This is a genomic window from Olivibacter sp. LS-1, from assembly GCF_008245145.1.
GTDB classification, from domain to species: Bacteria; Bacteroidota; Bacteroidia; order Sphingobacteriales; family Sphingobacteriaceae; genus Olivibacter; species Olivibacter oleidegradans.
The window spans coordinates 1,763,607-1,781,114 of the sequence record NZ_CP041643.1 but is presented as its reverse complement, the minus strand read 5'-3'; the positions used below and the strand labels follow the sequence as shown (position 1 = coordinate 1,781,114).

The following is a 17,508-nucleotide window of genomic DNA, read 5'->3' as shown; positions in this document are numbered from 1 at the left end:
TTGTTTTGTTAATAAAAACGTTTTAGCTTTGCCTAAACACTAGCTATAGCAAAGAGATCATTATTTCTATCCCGAAAGTTTAACAGGCTTAAAGTATTAGTCTGATTACTCGCGTAAAGGTAAGTCTAGACGAAAGAAAAAGTTGTCAACCAAATCATAACAGATTGTTAACAGAATCTTAACAAGACAATCAACGAAAATCAAATGGTTAAAGAAAAGATTAATCGATTGTTGTTACCGTCGATCATTTTATATCGATCGATTGCTATCTGCTGTATGGCCATTCTCATTGTTGTTCAGGCAAAACTCATATACAACACCTATGAGCTGAAGAATCGCCAATATAATCTAGATGAAAAAGAACTTATCAACGACGCTTACAAACAGGCGATTCGGAATGAAGTCTTATTTCCCGGTGGTGCGAAAATCCTGAAGCAACATATAGACAATAACCTGGTGAAATTCCAAGAACTTTACACCAACGGGCCAAAAGAATTTGAAGCCTTTCAAAAGCAGGTCAGTGAAGAGCTATACAAAGATCTTACCCGCTATAGCACAATGGATAGTTTATTTCGGGCAATCCATACGCAACTTGCACTGACAAACGATCTACAATTCCTTCTTATTTTAAACAATATCGCCATTACTTTCGATGGTATTAGCTATATACCGATATACCATAAAGGTGTTTTTGGCGATGCTCCGGTTAATATTCGTGAGGTAAGCCAAGGGATGCTGATTGATGGTGATTTGTCCTTCGCTAATCGGGAAAATTTGGTCACAAGCATCAGCATTTCAGACCCCTCGCCCAATACCCTACAAGTTAGCTTCAGTTTATACGTTGACCAATATAATAGGCAAATAGCGATTTTAAAACAGATGGTCCCTACCCTAAGCTTGTCTTTGATGTCCATAGCCTTTGTGTTGCTCATTTATTACTTTACGTATAGGAATTGGCTGAAACAAAAAAAATTGGCGGATATGAAGTCTGATTTTCTGAACAGTATTACACACGAGTTCAACACACCCATTTCAGCTATTCTTGTAGCGAACAAAAGCCTGCAAAACCCGGACATCATAACGAATTATACACGAGTCAACACCTTAACAGGCATTATAAAAAGGCAGACAGACCGCCTTCAAACCTTAGTCAATCAAGCATTGGATATCACTTCGATGAGTAAAGAAAATATTGAAAAAGAATCACATGACTTGGAAAAATTGTTAGAAGAAATTATAAACGATTATGAATTGAAAACCCCGGAGAAAGTTCAAATTCGATACACTGCTTTTACATCTGGCTCGATCGTCCTGCTAAATAGATTTCTCTTTACCACAATGCTCTACAATATTTTCGACAATGCGTTAAAGTACAATAACGCTGCTATCAAAAATATTACCGTAATAACGGATTGGAAGGAAAGACACTTAACTGTTTCAATCAAAGATAATGGCATTGGAATGGCAGAGAGTACGATTTCACATATTTTTGAAAAATTCTACCGTGGAAAGCATAATTTACAAACCGGTGGTTTAGGTTTAGGTCTCTTTTATGTGAAACAATCGTTAGAAGCGCACGGATGGCGACTACACTTACAAAGTCAAATTGGTGTAGGAAGTGAATTTTGTATCTTTATCCCCTATCATACCAATAATACAGGCTTATGAAACATAGTTTACTTTTCGTGGAAGATGAACAAGATCTTGGAAATGTTGTCAAACAGTATTTAGAGTTCATGAACTTTAATGTTATCTGGTGCATGAGTGCTCATGAAGCGCTTCTACATTATCAACAAAGTCACAGTTATGACCTGCTCATCATTGATGTACAGTTACCTGATTACAATGGTTTTGAACTGGCGGAAAAGATAATCAAAGAGAATAAAACCCAAGCGTTTCTTTTTCTAACAGCAAGAAATGAAAAAAAAGATCGCATACACGGACTCCATATTGGAGCAGACGATTATATCAACAAACCATTTGACATTGACGAGCTGGTATTAAGAATAAAAAACATCATTAAGAGAAATAATAAAGAAATACGCCCTGAAATACTTCCCGGTGAGTTGCAAATCGGTGATCTCATTTTTCAAAAGGAGTTATTGAAGTTATCGTTGCCAAATAAAAAAGCAGTATCACTTACCCTAAGGGAAGCGGAGCTACTGGAGTATTTACACCTCAACAGCAATCGTATTTTAAAAAGAGAAGAAATCTTATTGCATCTATGGGGTGAAAATGATTATTTCTTGGGACGAAGCCTAGATGTCTTTATCTCCAGACTTCGGAAGGCCTTGACACATTCCACTCGCGTCAATATTGAAAACGTGTATGGCGTTGGATTTATTTTCAGTGTTTCCTAATCGTAGATCAATTGAGGTTCGTTATACCCTTCTTTTTTCCTTTTTTCACAATAAAAGCTACTTAAAACATCGTTAGAAAAAATAAAGAAACCTGATTAATATTCAATGTTGTCGTAAATTCATCGTAAATCTATCGTAAATTGATCGTAAATTTTACGCAGTATTTACGATGAGTTTATGATAAGAAAACGATCATTTTGAAGATTTTCCTATAATCTTTATTGATTCTGTTATATTTCTTCTTACTTTTTATAAAGAAGCCAGGAATAAGCAATCCGCCAGTCTTCTCGACAAGAACTGAGGGACTTTTTATCATTCGTATTTAGAAGCGAATCGATATTCCCTCTTCTTCACGTTCAAATACCCCTTTTCCTCTATCAAATTAACCACATATTCATTATATCGATTAACACCCCATTGATTTAAATGGCTTTCATCCAAAAAGCAACTATCAGGCAACTTTAATACTTCATTCGCATTCCTATAAAAGCCATATTTAGAAAAAAATGCATCAGCATAGGCATTATTGGTAACACGTGCATATTTCGCCTGCGGAATAGGCGATTGTAGAATGATATAGGGAATATTCCGTTGCCGCATTTTCGCAATGATGTGTTCAAACGCATCGACCTGATTTGGCAGAAAAGAATAACTCGTTGCTTTAAATTCTTTCTTTCCTTTGAAACGGCCCTTTGATTCTACATATCCACCTGAAACATACAAGTCGCCGGTGCTGCTTGGATTCTTCTCAACAAAACCTTTATTGAATCCAAAAGCATCTGCAAAAGCTCTATAAAACAGCGTATTATACACACTGATATTATTTTGAGCAACGCTTAAACGTACGAGCTCTTCATCAAGCTCGCCATTTGAAACCAAATCTATAACCGACTCTATCCCATCGGATTTGAACAGAACGGGGTAAACGTCAATAACAACCAATTTAGGTCTGAATTTAGCAATATACTTATCGAATAGGTATGCAGTTTGAACAGGTGTTTGTGCGGAAGAGCCTAAATTAAAGAGTTTCCAATCATATTGCTCGAAAATTCGAGGATCATAACCACGATAAGCATGAGAGGATCCCACAACAAGCACATCTACATTTCTATCAATTTCTTTCGCTTCGTTAAATCTTGTGTAAGAATACCCCACGCCGCCCAAAACATAAGGTAAGTTTGATCGAACGGAAAAGGGAACAAAGCGTCCAAAAGCGATGATTCCCAAGCAACAAATAATGCATGCGACTCCAGCAAAAGCAATTAAGGATATGAAGAACTTTTTCATGTTAAAATTGAAAATATATAAACTCTGTTCCTCCTGTTTGCATATACATCAAGATGACAAAGAGCATGATAGAATAGAAAGACCATCTTATGATTCTCGGCCAAATAAAGCCGATTTTTTCGATTGCATAATTCTGTTCTCGCCCAAGCCATTCTATCATGACAAATGGTATAATGAGCAGGAAGCAAATGAAGGTACCTCTTAACTCGTTCGATTGTAAAGGAATATATCCATCTCCAACATGTGAAAATATCCCGCCAATATAACTAAAGGCATGATCGAGGCTTGCGGCTCGAAAAAAGATCCACGCCAGCACCGTTAAAATAAACGTAGTTGCTATCTGGAGCAATTCTCGCCAATTAGGGAACAAACGTCCCTTAGCAACAATATCGAGATTCGACCGGTTCGTCCTGAAAATTATAGACGGCATAATGAAGAGCGCATTCAATCCGCCCCAAACTATAAACGTCCAATTCGCGCCGTGCCAGAATCCACTTACTAAAAATATGATAAATGTATTGCGTATGCTCATCCATAGACCTCCTCTACTGCCTCCTAAGGGTATATATAGATAATCCTTAAACCATGACGATAAGGAAATATGCCATCTGCGCCAAAATTCGGCAATATCTCTCGAAAAGTAAGGGAAGTTGAAGTTCTTTAAAAGTTCAAAACCAAACAGCCGTGCCACCCCTAAGGCAATATCAGAATAACCAGAGAAATCGCCATAGATTTGAAATGCGAATAAAACAGCGCCTATGATTAGCACGCCACTGGAGTAAGCGGATGAATTGTTGAAAATCATATTTGCATATTCCGCACAATTATCCGCAATAACGATTTTTTTAATAAAGCCCCAAAGAATTTGCCTCAATCCGTCAACAGCTCGCGTATAATCAAAGTTCCGCTTTCTCTCTACTTGAGGCAACAAATGCGTGGCCCTTTCGATTGGCCCCGCTACCAGGAGCGGAAAAAAACTGACAAACAACGAGTAATGCACCCAATTCGTGCTAGGTTCGATCTTTCTGTTATAAATATCCAGTACGTAAGATAATCCATGGAAGGTGTAAAAAGAGATGCCAACAGGCAGAATAATGTTCAACGTCGATATATTCGGATTAAACCCAAACTGGCCAACGAGATCAGCGAACGACTCTACAAAAAAATTATAATATTTGAAGAATGCGAGAAAGCCTAGATTGATTCCTATACTTAAAATAAGCCAAAATTTTCTACTTTTCTGACTTTCGGCACGATGAATTGCCAAGCCGGAGAAGTAGTCGAGAAAAGTAGAAAAAGCAAGTAAAAACAAAAAGCGCCAGTCCCAACAACTATAAAAATAATAACTTGCGATCAACAAAAGTATATTTTGTTGCTTAAGAGACCTGTTTACAACAAACCAATAGAGAATGAAAACAATTGGTAGAAAAACAGCAAAGCTGATGGAGTTAAACAACATATTGTCACCGCTTTAGTTAATAAAATCTTATTTCAGCGAGAACAATATTAAAGTTATTTAGGACGCCTACCAACCATTCTTCCCCGAACGTACATTTTATGTTGCCTTACATCACATTTATTCTCAAATTATCTATGGAAACCTCTAAACCATTTATTATAATAAAATGAAGGAATAACTTTGTACGTGAATACACCTTACATACGGACAATATTTCCTGTTTTTACGGATTCATCACATGCCAAAGCAATCCGTAAGCTATTGATGGCGTCGATATTAGCTTTTGTTAAATCTAAATCCTCAAGTATAGCCTGCAAGAAAAATCGCTGTTCCCTATTACACAACTCTTGGTGATCAGGTTCATCTTCCAAATTAACCAAAGTATCTCTGTGAACAAAGTTGTAATCTGTATCTAATTGAGCGTTATGTATTTTAAGAGACTCGGTCTTTGTATGCGACTCTACGGCATCGGATTTTCCGGTTTTTGATGCTTCCTTCGCAACGATCGATACAGAGCCTTTCGGCCCAATTACATCTTTTACGAAAAAGGCCGTCTCGCTTATCATCGGTCCCCAACCCGCCTCATACCAACCTACTGATCCGTCTTCGAATTTAATTTGCAGCTGGCCATAATTGTAATTATCCGGAGGAATGTCCTGAGTTAGCCTTGCGCCAATCGCACTTACTTGAACAGGCCTCGCATCTGTCATTTGGCACATAACATCAATATAATGCACACCGCAATCGACAATAGGACTTAAACTTTTCATTAAATTTTGGTGTACTTTCCACATGTAACCGTGGCTTTGCTGGTTTAAATTCATGCGCATTACCAAGGGTTTACCAAGCTTCCTCCCTTGCTCAATAAACATCTCCCAAGAAGGATGATAGCGCAAAATATAACCGACAACTAGTTTTTTATTATATCTATTGGCTGTAGCCACTACCCTTTCTGCTCCATCAATGGTATCTGCTAAAGGTTTCTCGATAAAAACGTGACATCCTGCTTGAAAAGCCTTAATCGCAAAGTCTTCGTGCGTATCGGGGTAAGTAGCTATGCAAACAGCATCCGGTTTTGCTAAACGCAAGGCCTCTTCATATTTGTCATATAGCTCATACAAACCACCTAGTTCCCGGTTTAGCACTTCTTTACTTTTACCGGTGGAAACCAATCCGCAAATCTCGAATTTATCCATCGAATGATAGGCTTTGGCATGTGAAGCCCCCATATTACCGCAACCCACCACTAAAATTTTGATTTTCTCCATAATTTGTCAACATTTGCTTTTTAATCTTGCAAGATAGCTCTTTCAAAATTATTTTGCTCGTTTTCGGAAAACATGAGTTAATACACTATATTTTTCTACATTTAACGAAGTTAACGGTGATGCATAGCACTTGATCGATACATAAAATATAATCGACTCGAAATTGCAGCATTTTTTTCTTTTTAGAGCCGTCTTGGCAGAAGAATTGTTAAGGTACACTTATTAAATGGATTGTTATGGAACCGCAGAAAATTCGAATCCTTTTTGTCGACGACGAGGAACACAATTTGATCTCTTTCAAAGCTACTTTTAGAACCAGATATAAAATTGAAACAGCCATTGGTGGTTTAGAGGCGATTGAAAAACTTAAGAATCTAGAGTTTGATATTATCATAACCGATCAGCGAATGCCTAGGATGACCGGTGTTGAATTCCTCGAGCAGATCATACAGACACACCCCGACCCCGTTCGCATCCTTTTAACCGGCTATACGGATATGGCTGCTGTTATTGATGCTATTAATAAGGGAAAGATTTTTCATTATCTCACCAAACCTTGGAATGAAGAAGAGTTGGATAGTACAATTCAAAAAGCCTATCAGTTATATTTGGAAAAGAAAAAGATGAAAGATGAGAATCAGTTATTGTCCATTACCAATGAACAATTGGAATTTTTACTTCGACAGAAACTCCTCTCCTGATTGGACATTTTCGTTGTTTAGTTGATTATCATTTGGTTGAACTGTGGGTATCTTAATAATGAATTCACATCCCTTACCTTCTTCAGTAACCAGGGAGATACTACCATGGTGCTTCGCCACCGTTTGTGAAACGATTGCAAGACCTAATCCCGTTCCCTCTCCTACATCTTTGGTTGTAAAGAAGGGGTCAAATATTTTATCTTTCAACTCTTCTTTTATCCCTACCCCATTATCTTTTATAGAAATATATACCAAATCGTCCTTATAGTACGTTTTGATAGTGATTTTCCCTCCTTGCTTTCCTTTGAATTTTTGGTCAATGGCATGGAAGGCATTGGTTAGCAAATTTAAGAAAACCTGATTTAGCTTTCCCGGGAAACACTCCACATATGGAATTTCATCGTAATGTCTTTTAACGTTGATCCTATCTTTAAACATGCTGTTTAAGATGACTAAAGTGGATTCAAGTCCCAAATTAATATCTGCCAGTTTTAAGTCGTCTTCGTCCACCCTTGAAAAAACCCGTAAGCTTTTTACGATCTCCGCTGTTCTAAAAGCCCCTTCTTGTATCCCTTTTAATAATAACTGAATCTCCTCTTTTAAGAACGCTAAATCAATATCTTCTTTATAACTCTCCAGCTCGGCAATCTTTGACTCCTCGGGAATATCCTTGAATGCTATTTCCTCAACAACCTTCAGCGCCTCAATTAATTGATCCACATCTCTACTTAAAGGCTTTATACTGCCGGTTACAAAGTTTATTGGGTTGTTAATCTCGTGAGCAATGCCTGCAGTTAACATACCTAATGAAGCTAGTTTTTCGGATTCAACCAAATGAGCCTGAGCTTGCTTTAAATTGTACATGGCCTCATTTAAACTCTCATTAGTTCTTTTCAGATCTTTGGTTCGTTTATCAACTTCCGTTTCCAATAATAGATTTTGCTCCCTTATAATTCTCGCATTCTCTTGTGATATTCGCAACGCCTGCGCTTGCGATGCCTCCTTCTCTTTTCTATAGAAATTTATCCGATCAGCCAATGCAAAAGAAAGTAATGAAATCTCTACAATCGAACCAATCTCTAGAATATAAGCGGTGAATCCATTGTAAGGAATTAGGTTAAAATTACGGAGAACAAACGCTATAACACAGGAAAAAAACAAGGTAAAAGCAATTAGAAAAAAAACTGCCGGTCTATATCCTTTTTTACGGATCTGATTAACGACATACATCACATATATAATGCCCAAAGAGGCCATTGTTTGCAAAACGATGGCCCCCTGAAAAACATCGAATAGGCCAATGAATAAACCTACGAAATAGCAAATAACGATTACGTTAATTCCTTTATCGAGTTTAGGGGTATTTGTTTTCGTATGTAGAAAAGTCTTGATGAATGCGATCGTGGCTAAACCGGAAAGGAAGGGAATAATAATAGAACTTCGACTTGCCATCCAAGGGCTATTGGACCAAAGATACATATAAGCATATCCTTGAAACATTGCCTGCGTAAGTCCTACAGTGAATATATAAACAATATAATAGATATAACTGCCGTTGCGTGTAGAAAGGCCAATAAATAGATTATACAGCATCATGATCAACACTGCCCCTGCATACAATCCGAACAAAAGGTTTTTCGTTGACATTTTTGTCGAGATGACTTCCTTGCTGCCGATATAGAGAGGCAACTGCATCTGATCGTTTGAAGAAACGCCGAGGTAAATGGTTGCGTTACTTGCCTTTTTCACATTGATTGGAAAGATGTAATCGGGCGCATAAACCGCTCTTTCCTCAAATGGTTTATATTTTCCTAAAGTATCGATTAAAACGTCACCATTCGAATGTTCAAGGAATAAAATGGCTTCATCAATTGTTGCTTGCTGCAATAATAAATATAAATCTTCATCGTCGGTATCATTTTGAACGGTAAATTTTAGCCACACCCTGTCTTTTGTTGCTCCTAAATTGATAATACCGTCTTTTGGATAACCTGCAAAGTTTTGTTGCTTAACGGAATTAATAGGCAGCTTCTTTGAAGCGTCTTTAAAAATAGAAATATGACGATTTAATAAAAGTTCGCTACTCGCATCACTAAATCTGACTATACGGTCGTGCTGGAAGGTATGACCTATTTTGCAAAGGCATAACAGCACGACAAGAGGTATTAAAAAAGTTCTGAATTTCGAAAAGATACTAACGTTTTTCATTGCTTTCAGTCTTTTTTATGTTACATGACTAAGGAAAATTTGGAATAACGAGATCATAAGTGACAGGATACTCACCTTTCGGGCCTCGCTCCAGTACTTCTTGGTGGGGCCTGTCTCGCAAAGACAAAATTTTTTCCCTTTCCAGATCTGTTGCTAACGACAGGTCATTTATGTCCTCCATACGCATTACGGTCGCAATTAAATCATCTTTTGGATAGTAGAACAATCCATTGTTCCCCAACGTCTTTTCTACCTTACAACCCAATCGGATTCCCATTTTAACTGTAATAGGTGCACATAGTACAAAAAGACTAACAACTGGCAGCTGCTTTGTGATTGCGACCCCAACTCGCGACAGAATATAACTACCGATTCCCATACCAGCTACTTCCCTTGAATTCCACAATCCGCAAATTTCGCAAGTTCCTCCACGAGCTTGGTCATGTTGTATTAGGTCGTATATTTTAGCATCATATCTTCCAATTGCAGTTTCTATAGGCAGCGCATATTTACTATTGGCCATTTGGACGCGAGCACCGCCATATACCGTTTTTGTTTCCGTATTTTCTACTAAGATAACAATAGTATCCCTATCGTCCACCCAATCTTGCCGATTAGAAGTAATCTGGCTAATGCCAAAAATTTCCAATAATTTTCTATGTCCAATTATGAACTTTTCGCATGCTTCCGGATCATCTGGTGCTCTAAAAGTTCGTATATGGATCATAGTTAATCAACTTTAGTGTTATGAATTAACTCTTCGAAATCAACAAAATACCGCCCTGAATCATTAAATTGATCAAGAAACACCCGTCTTACCACATCAGTAACCATTGCGCCGCCCAACGTGACAGCTGAGGCCAACTGTGGCCATCCAATGATGGTTTTTTTCATATAATGGAGTGATAGTTTCATTGCTTCAGAAACATTTTCAAAACCTATTATATCCACTAAATACGCTATCTTTTGCTCAAGGTCCAGTTCTTTTAGTTGTACTTCCATGTCTTGAATGGTATAACCTTCTATTTTTTGAAGTCGTCCATGAAGAATGGGGCGGTCTCTTTCTAAATCAAACCGCTCTATATCCAACATACCCTTGTCGTTTGTATCCATGATTACCGGTATACCATATGCTCTTGCTTTCAGTCGACTAATAATTTTAATGTCAATACCATCGCATTCTTCAACCAGCATGTCTAGTTTTCCTCCTTCGAGTAAGAATTGGTCCATATTGCCGGTATCTAAACCGTCCGTAAAACAAAGCACTTTGATATACGGATCTAACTCGGCGATTTGTCTTGCAGCAGTAATAACCTTACTCTGTCCTAAATCCTGTACACCAACACGGATACGATTCATATTACTTAATTCAATTGAATCGAAGTCGGCCAAGCGTAGCTCTCCGCAACTCCGCTCCATTGCTAAAGTCAATGCTATACTTTGCCCAACGGATAATCCAACTATTCCTACTTTCTTTTCCTTTAGCACATTGATCTCTTCAGGCTTAATCTTATATATATTTCTGCTGGTCCTAACCTTTACAAATTCAGGCTCATCCAATAAATGTATAATTTTATTTAACCAGGGATAATAAACCCATGCGCCAAAATCAAAAGATGAAGATGGATATATATAAGCATCTATATATGTTCTGAGCTTCTTTTCATCGAAACCCTCTGACGGATTTTCGATCTTGATCAATTCAGCTAACTGCATATCAATGGTATCGATTATTTGTACGGCTCCTTCAATTGCCAATAACTTATCCATTTCTTTGCTATCCTCAAGATGCCTTCTTCTAAAAATAATAGGCCGAAAATTATTCCCGACGGCCTCTTGTCGTGTTTCTCCCATTTGATGATTTTATAGCACCTATATTATATAGATAATGCAAGATCTGATGAACGATCTTCGTTACTCTTGAAATTTCCCGATGACCGCAGCGAATTTATCCATGGTAATAGGCTTTTCTACAATGGCCTCTATTACCTTGTATTTCTGCAATCTTTTTATTGTATGTTCATTATTAGACAAGGAGAGAATAATGATTTTATAGCGCTCTTGAATTGATTTTGGCAGATCTATAAATTTATCTAAAAACTCAAAACCATTCATGATCGGCATCATAATATCCAATGTTATAAAAGAAATAGACGCGCTTAGGCTTTCTTCGTTACTTTCTATGTATTGAAGGGCAAGTGTAGCGTCATTAAAAACCTTTACGTCCGAGCTCTTTCCACTAAAACCAATCACTTTCTTTACAATGAGACAATCGATCGGACTATCATCAATAACTATAAAAGGATATTTCATTTATCTAACAATACATTAATATTCAATTCAAATTTTCCATCTAACATTAAATCACTTTGTCGGAATGGCCACAACGAACTCAGTACCAACGTTTTCAACAGAGTTCACTATTATCTGCCCTCCTAACTTCGTTAAAATATTCTTAACGTTATAAAGTCCGAGCCCGCTACCAGCCTCGAGCAAAGTAGCCCTAAAAAACAACTTAAAAATCTCGCCTAGATATTTTTCCGGAATACCTATTCCGGAGTCCTTTACAACAAAAGTAGCAACACCTCGCTCTACTCCCATTTCCAAGTGCACATACTTGTAATTGTAATCCTTCTTTTGATATTTAAAGGCGTTAGATAATAAGTTATTCAACACTAACTTTACAGAAACCTCATCCGACCTAAAAACATCCGAGTTATTGATCGTTATTGTAAATCGGATGCCTTTCGCGTTCGCAATAGCTTCATACATTACCCGCAGATCGTCAGCTAAGGTGTTAAGGTCGATATCCATGATATTAAACTCACCTCGCCGGACACTGTAATAGTCGTGTATTGTCAAAATATAGCGATCAAGCTTTTCGGCAGAATTGACTATTATTTGCAAAAGTTCACCAATTTCACTAAGATCACTTATATCTTGTGCCAGCTGAGCAGCGGCCATTATGCCTGCTAACGGCCCACGGATATCATGGCTTACACTATGAGCAAATTTATCCAGTTCGTTATAAGCTTGTTCTAATTCTCTGTTCTTTACAGATAGCAATGAGTTCGTTAAATAATACCTATTGGCATCGGTTATAACAGCTGAAATTGCTTCAACCGACCACGGCTTTTTCACATAACGATAAACATTACCTTTGTTTATCGCATCTATTGCGGTATTTAAATCGTCCGTATAAGCTGTTAGCAGAATTCTAACCGGTAACGGATAAATTACTCGAATCTCATCCAGAAAATCTGTACCCAATTTGTCCGGCATCCGTTGATCTGTAAATATAATTCGCAGATCAGGGTGCTCTTCCAATATTTTAAGTGCCTCGTTTGTATTTTCAGCAACAAAAATCTGATAATCCAGTCGAAAATATGCTTTAAATGCAACCAAGTTGTTCACTTCATCATCCAAGTATAAAATTTTTATCTCTTCATTCATACTGATCAACTCGGTTTATTTCTTTGTCCATTTTTATGAAATGTTATTTGCACAAGTAAAGATGTAACAACTATAATTTTTATTTTAACACTTCGCTTGTTGACATTTTTTCTATACTCATTTTTTAGAACAAATAATTGGAAGGAAGAGGTTCTGTTAGAACCGATTCCCAACAAGTTCGGAAATGTTTGTTCAAAAGAGCAAAGGGCAACGGATTGCTTTCTGCTATTGCTATAATCTCGTGCGCGGGGACTTGAAGATCTTTTGCCAGTAGCGACACAATCGGAACTCCTATTTTACTCAAGTTATTGATCTGCCCGCTTGTTATCAAGCCGCTGTCTTTAGATTCTTCGTAAACATCATTCAACATACGCTTTTTTTCTTTTATTTCTTGATGGTGGTAAGCAAGTACCTCGCCCTTTTCTTCTAAAAAAGATTTCAAATATTCATAAAGCACGCTCGTTTGCTCGATATTCAAATATATACTGCATACTTTACTTCCTTCACCAGACCATTCATTTACCGACAGTAACAAATTGTTCTGCCTTATATGATCGTCCTTTGTAGGCTTCAGATCGATAAAAGATTTCCCTGGTGTTTGTTTTATCCTCAAATCCTTCATTAAAAATATTCTAAAAAAACGTAAATCTTCATAACGGTTGGACGTAAAAGTTCTTTTTAATGTCAAACTTAAGCAATTTAAATCACAAAGAATCATGCCATTTATCAATATACAGATCGATCTTATACAAAATACAATCTTCCTTTATTTCTTCATTGGCAATTGGCACAGTTATCGATACACAAAATATTAAAATATTCTTCATATCGATTAATGCGAATAAAGATATTTTATATTTGCAATAGGTATTTTTTTTATGATCAGTATTAGAAATGGTTTAATTGGATTGGGATTCTGCAGGACGATGTACGCAGAGAATAAACAAAACTCTATCGAAGGCATTTATGATGGTATTTATAATAACATATCCGTGTCCTTAGAAGTGTTTGCCAACGGTTACATAGCACGAGTAGAAAACAATCTGGAACACCAACCCTTTACTGATCTCGGGAGCGACATCAAAGTTTCATCTCCGCAAGACGGCACTAAATTGTCTGATATAGATCTATCAACCATTTCGACATTATCAACGACATCTTCATACCGGAAGGAAACCATGCTAAATACAGCAGCTGAAATCCGAAGTATCCGTTCGGAAGTTTTAACAATGCAAGACATCCTCCATTCCCTCGAGAAATTAACGACCAATCTGCAAATCAAAGAACAATCAACTCCGCGATAATGACCTTAAATGGCACCAAACTTAAAAAAACACGTTCCACACACTGAAACACGTTGGTTTCATCTTCATTAACGCGTTAATTTGCCGCACAAATTAACAATTATTATTTTAGTTATATTAAGGGAAAAGCCGTAAAATCAAACAGGAAAAATCCTATACGTACGGCTGGCTAATTATACAGATATAACGTTCTGCCGGATAGCTTCCAATACGAGACCTACTCTACTTTTAACCTGGAACTTTTCAAAAAGAGCTGCTCGATAGCCGTCGATCGTCTTGATTGACAAAAACATTTTCGACGCTATTTGTTGATAGGTTAAGTCACTACATGCTAGTTCTAAAAACTCACGCTCTCTATCTTTCAAATCTATAGAGTCCTTATTAAACATCTCCTGATAACACATATTTGTCACATAGGTATTATAAAATCCCCGTAGTAAAATTTCCTTTAATGCCAATTCCAGTTCATTGGGATTCATATTTTTCAAAAGATAAGCACAACACCCTGCCTTAATCATCCTAATTACGTTTTGCGAATCCTCCATCATGGAGAGTGCTGCCATCTTAATACTTGGATATGTCTTCCTAATCGTTGAAACAATCTCAGCTCCTTCCATTTCAGGCATGTTAACGTCAATCAACAGAATGTCAGGTAAGGGGTTCTGAGATTTTAGCTTCTGTAATAAGTCGGGTCCATTAGATGCATATAATATCACTTCAAAATCCGGGAAGGTATTGACAAACATACCTACAGTTTTCAAGAACAATTGTTGATCGTCAACTATACCGATAGTTCCTTTCATCATATGTTTACCACCTTTTAAATAAAATACGTTGCTTAACTAACAAATCTCGTTCCATCTATTGAAGATTTCTAAAGATTAACAAATGTGGTTTTTGCCCGTCTCGACCAATCTTTCAAATACCTTTGATTTTTTTCTTTAAAGATATAACACAAAAAATAAACTATCACTATAATAGGAAAAATACTTCAAATGTATGGCTCTATTTTCCCATTTTAAGCACAAGTGCAACACAGTGCCCAACAAGTACTTTATTAATTCCCATATTTTCATACCCAAAATTTCCTATTTCCTTATACAATCCGCTTTTACGCCCATTTTCTTAGGATATACTTGCGAAATTTGGAGAGTAATTAAATTATTAAAAACATCTATTATTATGTCAAAGCGCATTTTACTTTTACCATTGGTATTATTCATTTTATCATGTGATAAAACAGAGGATCCTGGAGTAGAAATCCCGAAAACCATCGATCAAACGCTTATCCGCACGGTATGGAATACCGTTTCGGAAAAATACGAGTACAAAGCGAGTGATGGAACCACTGTCTATCAAAGCAGTAAAGTATACGAAGATTTTAGAAATAAAAGTATACAGTATAACTTTAGACCTAACGAGGCAACTCCGGACGATCATCGGGTGACACGACTAGACAAGTTTACGAATAAGCTGACTTCAGGAGCTTGGAATATTTCGCGAGAGGATAAAAAAGACTATGTAAATATTACCTGGGACTCGGGAAAGTTAGACAAATATGAAGTGACCGCATTCACTGAAAAGACGATGAGCTGGTCTATTGTATCGACTGACAATTCCGATATACAGTATAAAGAGAACGGAGAGACGAAAACAGCGGCTAGCCGCCAAGGGAGTATTGAATTACATTGTCCTTGTAGAGATTAATCGCTTACCGAAACAGCTATTCTAAGTAGAAATGCATTAGCCCCTAGCAACATGTTGCTAGGGGCATTTTATTAAACAAGTTAGCCAAAAATTCAATGTTTAATATATTGAGAAAGAAATTATAGTAATATAGTAAGCGGGTTCTATTTTATTTACTATATTAATATTCCTGAAATGACGCTGTAGTATCTCAAGAGAAATGAGCATATGGTACTTCAATCATCTGAGTTAAATGTTTCGGATTTAAATTGAACAACAAATTTATCCGTACATTTTCTACAGAAAAAAGCCGGCTTTTAGATAAACCGGCTTTTCTGTAGAATGTATCTCAATGAACTGAAGAATGATGCGTATTAATAAGCATTTTCCTCGCCTTTAATCATATTGATTACAGTTTGCAAAATAATTCTGACATCAAGCCAAATAGACCAATTTTCTAAATACCAAACGTCGTACTCTACGCGTTTTCTCATGAGCTCGGGATCCTTAGTTTCGCCTCTAAAACCGTTCACTTGCGCCCAGCCCGTAATCCCTGACTTCAAAAAATGCCTTACCATGTACTGATCAATTATTTCACGATACTGCTTTGTAAGAGAAAGTGGATGAGGTCTTGGTCCTACTACACTCATATCTCCAAACAATACGTTGAAGAACTGAGGTAGTTCGTCAAGGCTAGTTCTTCTAATGAAGCGACCAATTGGTGTAATCCGGTCATCATTCTTAGTAGCCTGACGAGTATCGCTCTCATTATTGACCTTCATACTCCTGAATTTATAACAGTAAAATGTCTGATTATTGCGCCCGTCACGCTTTTGCTTAAAAAGAATAGGTCCTGGACTTTGAATCTTAATAATAAGTCCGATGATAGGATATAACCAGCTCAAGACAAAAACAATTGCCAATAGACTAAAAACAATATCAAAAATACGTTTTTTAAATCGATTCTCAATTTCTTCCAAAGGATCATGCCGCATGCTAATCACTGGGAATTCTTCCATATAACTCAACTTAAATGGTGTAACAAGCGTTCCAGTTAAATCAGGGACAAATTTCATACGGACGCACTGCCGCTCACCTTCCCGCAACAAGACATTTGCATTCGCCATATTTTCAGGAGTAAGGGGTACGTATACCTCTTGAATACCGCTTTTGGCGGCAACTTCTATTTGCTGACAAACCATAGGCAGTAGCCGTCCGTCCTCGCCAATACTGAGCTCCTCACTATCATCTAGGAAGCCATTGAATTCATACTGATTCTTTTTTTGTTCAAAAAAGGCCGCTAAACGAAGTCCCATTTTGTTCATTCCCAACACCGCGACCGGCCTGCTTGCCTTAAAATACCGTAAAAGTCTGTTTTCAAAAAAGGTTCCCAAAAAACGACTGACAAAGAGACACAGCGACAAACCTATATACATAACCAGCAGAAATTCGCGAGAAATCGCTTTTTCTTTGAAAAAAGCCGTATAACAGGCAAATAAGGCAAAATGCAATAAAAAGCTTTTTAAGGTGGCTGAATAAATAAAATCAATTCGACGGACCGTCTTCTCAGTATACAACTTGCAAAAGAAGGATGATACAAGCCAAATTAAATTGCTCACAATCAATCCGTCCATATAAATTCCTTGCAAGCGAGAATCATCTGCCACAAAATAATAGAAAGTGCCAAGGTAACTGACGTTTACTATTAAAAGATCGCTTACAGCGAGAATAAAAATCAATAAGTATAAATAACGTGTTTTCATAGTAGATAGATGAGGTAAA

16 protein-coding genes are annotated in these 17,508 nt (G+C 37.1%); 5 read left to right on the top strand and 11 right to left on the bottom strand.

Annotated elements, in window-relative coordinates; translation table 11 throughout:
• Positions 1 to 204: 204 nt before the first annotated feature.
• Both FKG96_RS07125 and FKG96_RS07120 read left to right on the top strand, forming a co-directional pair.
• On the top strand, positions 205 to 1,668 hold the full coding sequence (locus tag FKG96_RS07125) for a sensor histidine kinase KdpD (RefSeq protein WP_130856221.1): 1,464 nt from the start codon (positions 205 to 207) through the stop codon (positions 1,666 to 1,668).
• Positions 1,665 to 2,360, top strand: coding sequence for a response regulator transcription factor (locus FKG96_RS07120; RefSeq protein ID WP_013665333.1), 696 nt, complete (start codon positions 1,665 to 1,667; stop codon positions 2,358 to 2,360). The genes FKG96_RS07125 and FKG96_RS07120 overlap by 4 nt, the downstream gene beginning before the upstream one ends.
• Before the next feature lie 312 nt (positions 2,361 to 2,672).
• Here the strand turns inward: FKG96_RS07120 and FKG96_RS07115 are convergent, their stop codons facing one another.
• The 3 genes from FKG96_RS07115 to FKG96_RS07105 form a co-directional block, all read right to left on the bottom strand.
• On the bottom strand, positions 2,673 to 3,647 hold the full coding sequence (locus tag FKG96_RS07115) for a hypothetical protein (RefSeq protein ID WP_130856220.1): 975 nt from the start codon (positions 3,645 to 3,647) through the stop codon (positions 2,673 to 2,675).
• 1 nt (position 3,648) lies between these two features.
• A complete protein-coding gene (locus tag FKG96_RS07110; RefSeq protein ID WP_130856219.1) occupies positions 3,649 to 5,106 on the bottom strand; it encodes an MBOAT family protein in 1,458 nt (485 codons plus the stop codon).
• A 197-nt stretch (positions 5,107 to 5,303) separates the two neighbouring features.
• Positions 5,304 to 6,374, bottom strand: coding sequence for a Gfo/Idh/MocA family protein (locus FKG96_RS07105; RefSeq protein WP_130856218.1), 1,071 nt, complete (start codon positions 6,372 to 6,374; stop codon positions 5,304 to 5,306).
• A gap of 236 nt (positions 6,375 to 6,610) precedes the next feature.
• Between FKG96_RS07105 and FKG96_RS07100 the strand changes: the two genes are divergently transcribed.
• The gene (locus FKG96_RS07100) at positions 6,611 to 7,075 is read left to right on the top strand and encodes a response regulator (RefSeq protein WP_013665329.1); all 465 of its coding nucleotides are present in this window, start codon (positions 6,611 to 6,613) and stop codon (positions 7,073 to 7,075) included.
• Here FKG96_RS07100 and FKG96_RS07095 read toward each other — a convergent pair.
• The 6 genes from FKG96_RS07095 to FKG96_RS07070 form a co-directional block, all read right to left on the bottom strand.
• On the bottom strand, positions 7,049 to 9,283 hold the full coding sequence (locus FKG96_RS07095) for a 7TM diverse intracellular signaling domain-containing protein (protein ID WP_130856217.1): 2,235 nt from the start codon (positions 9,281 to 9,283) through the stop codon (positions 7,049 to 7,051). The two genes, FKG96_RS07100 and FKG96_RS07095, sit on opposite strands and share 27 nt — an antisense overlap.
• Before the next feature lie 28 nt (positions 9,284 to 9,311).
• The gene (locus FKG96_RS07090) at positions 9,312 to 10,010 is read right to left on the bottom strand and encodes a hypothetical protein (RefSeq protein WP_013665327.1); all 699 of its coding nucleotides are present in this window, start codon (positions 10,008 to 10,010) and stop codon (positions 9,312 to 9,314) included.
• A gap of 2 nt (positions 10,011 to 10,012) precedes the next feature.
• Positions 10,013 to 11,137, bottom strand: a complete 1,125-nt coding sequence (locus FKG96_RS07085) for a ThiF family adenylyltransferase (RefSeq protein WP_130856216.1) — start codon at positions 11,135 to 11,137, stop codon at positions 10,013 to 10,015.
• Positions 11,138 to 11,197: 60 nt separating this feature from the next.
• A complete protein-coding gene (locus FKG96_RS07080) occupies positions 11,198 to 11,596 on the bottom strand; it encodes a response regulator (RefSeq protein WP_013665325.1) in 399 nt (132 codons plus the stop codon).
• A gap of 51 nt (positions 11,597 to 11,647) precedes the next feature.
• Complete coding sequence (locus FKG96_RS07075; protein ID WP_130856215.1) at positions 11,648 to 12,736, bottom strand: hybrid sensor histidine kinase/response regulator; 1,089 nt, start codon at positions 12,734 to 12,736, stop codon at positions 11,648 to 11,650.
• 124 nt (positions 12,737 to 12,860) lie between these two features.
• Positions 12,861 to 13,358, bottom strand: a complete 498-nt coding sequence (locus FKG96_RS07070; RefSeq protein WP_130856214.1) for a hypothetical protein — start codon at positions 13,356 to 13,358, stop codon at positions 12,861 to 12,863.
• 256 nt (positions 13,359 to 13,614) lie between these two features.
• Between FKG96_RS07070 and FKG96_RS07065 the strand changes: the two genes are divergently transcribed.
• Positions 13,615 to 14,040, top strand: coding sequence for a hypothetical protein (locus tag FKG96_RS07065; RefSeq protein WP_130856213.1), 426 nt, complete (start codon positions 13,615 to 13,617; stop codon positions 14,038 to 14,040).
• 173 nt (positions 14,041 to 14,213) lie between these two features.
• On the opposite strand, the gene FKG96_RS07060 is transcribed toward FKG96_RS07065, so the two are convergent.
• Positions 14,214 to 14,846, bottom strand: a complete 633-nt coding sequence (locus FKG96_RS07060; protein ID WP_041387262.1) for a response regulator transcription factor — start codon at positions 14,844 to 14,846, stop codon at positions 14,214 to 14,216.
• A gap of 376 nt (positions 14,847 to 15,222) precedes the next feature.
• Here FKG96_RS07060 and FKG96_RS07055 point away from each other — a divergent pair, with 376 nt between their 5' ends.
• On the top strand, positions 15,223 to 15,747 hold the full coding sequence (locus tag FKG96_RS07055) for a hypothetical protein (protein ID WP_130856212.1): 525 nt from the start codon (positions 15,223 to 15,225) through the stop codon (positions 15,745 to 15,747).
• Between the two features lie 353 nt (positions 15,748 to 16,100).
• Here FKG96_RS07055 and FKG96_RS07050 read toward each other — a convergent pair whose 3' ends face one another.
• Positions 16,101 to 17,489 carry an undecaprenyl-phosphate glucose phosphotransferase gene (locus FKG96_RS07050; protein WP_130856211.1) on the bottom strand — a complete coding sequence of 463 codons (1,389 nt, stop codon included), beginning with the start codon at positions 17,487 to 17,489 and terminating at the stop codon, positions 16,101 to 16,103.
• Between the last annotated feature and the right edge of the window lie 19 nt (positions 17,490 to 17,508).

What these genes read in the sequence shown, in the direction of transcription:
- FKG96_RS07080 (WP_013665325.1), bottom strand. Translation starts at nt 11,596, where the DNA reads ATGAAATATCCTTTTATAGTTATTGATGATAGTCCGATCGATTGTCTC.
- FKG96_RS07110 (WP_130856219.1), bottom strand. Translation starts at nt 5,106, where the DNA reads ATGTTGTTTAACTCCATCAGCTTTGCTGTTTTTCTACCAATTGTTTTC.
- FKG96_RS07070 (WP_130856214.1), bottom strand. Translation starts at nt 13,358, where the DNA reads ATGAAGGATTTGAGGATAAAACAAACACCAGGGAAATCTTTTATCGAT.
- FKG96_RS07105 (WP_130856218.1), bottom strand. Translation starts at nt 6,374, where the DNA reads ATGGAGAAAATCAAAATTTTAGTGGTGGGTTGCGGTAATATGGGGGCT.
- FKG96_RS07090 (WP_013665327.1), bottom strand. Translation starts at nt 10,010, where the DNA reads ATGATCCATATACGAACTTTTAGAGCACCAGATGATCCGGAAGCATGC.
- FKG96_RS07060 (WP_041387262.1), bottom strand. Translation starts at nt 14,846, where the DNA reads ATGATGAAAGGAACTATCGGTATAGTTGACGATCAACAATTGTTCTTG.
- FKG96_RS07085 (WP_130856216.1), bottom strand. Translation starts at nt 11,137, where the DNA reads ATGGGAGAAACACGACAAGAGGCCGTCGGGAATAATTTTCGGCCTATT.
- FKG96_RS07055 (WP_130856212.1), top strand. Translation starts at nt 15,223, where the DNA reads ATGTCAAAGCGCATTTTACTTTTACCATTGGTATTATTCATTTTATCA.
- FKG96_RS07100 (WP_013665329.1), top strand. Translation starts at nt 6,611, where the DNA reads ATGGAACCGCAGAAAATTCGAATCCTTTTTGTCGACGACGAGGAACAC.
- FKG96_RS07065 (WP_130856213.1), top strand. Translation starts at nt 13,615, where the DNA reads ATGATCAGTATTAGAAATGGTTTAATTGGATTGGGATTCTGCAGGACG.
- FKG96_RS07125 (WP_130856221.1), top strand. Translation starts at nt 205, where the DNA reads ATGGTTAAAGAAAAGATTAATCGATTGTTGTTACCGTCGATCATTTTA.
- FKG96_RS07095 (WP_130856217.1), bottom strand. Translation starts at nt 9,283, where the DNA reads ATGAAAAACGTTAGTATCTTTTCGAAATTCAGAACTTTTTTAATACCT.
- FKG96_RS07120 (WP_013665333.1), top strand. Translation starts at nt 1,665, where the DNA reads ATGAAACATAGTTTACTTTTCGTGGAAGATGAACAAGATCTTGGAAAT.
- FKG96_RS07115 (WP_130856220.1), bottom strand. Translation starts at nt 3,647, where the DNA reads ATGAAAAAGTTCTTCATATCCTTAATTGCTTTTGCTGGAGTCGCATGC.
- FKG96_RS07075 (WP_130856215.1), bottom strand. Translation starts at nt 12,736, where the DNA reads ATGAATGAAGAGATAAAAATTTTATACTTGGATGATGAAGTGAACAAC.
- FKG96_RS07050 (WP_130856211.1), bottom strand. Translation starts at nt 17,489, where the DNA reads ATGAAAACACGTTATTTATACTTATTGATTTTTATTCTCGCTGTAAGC.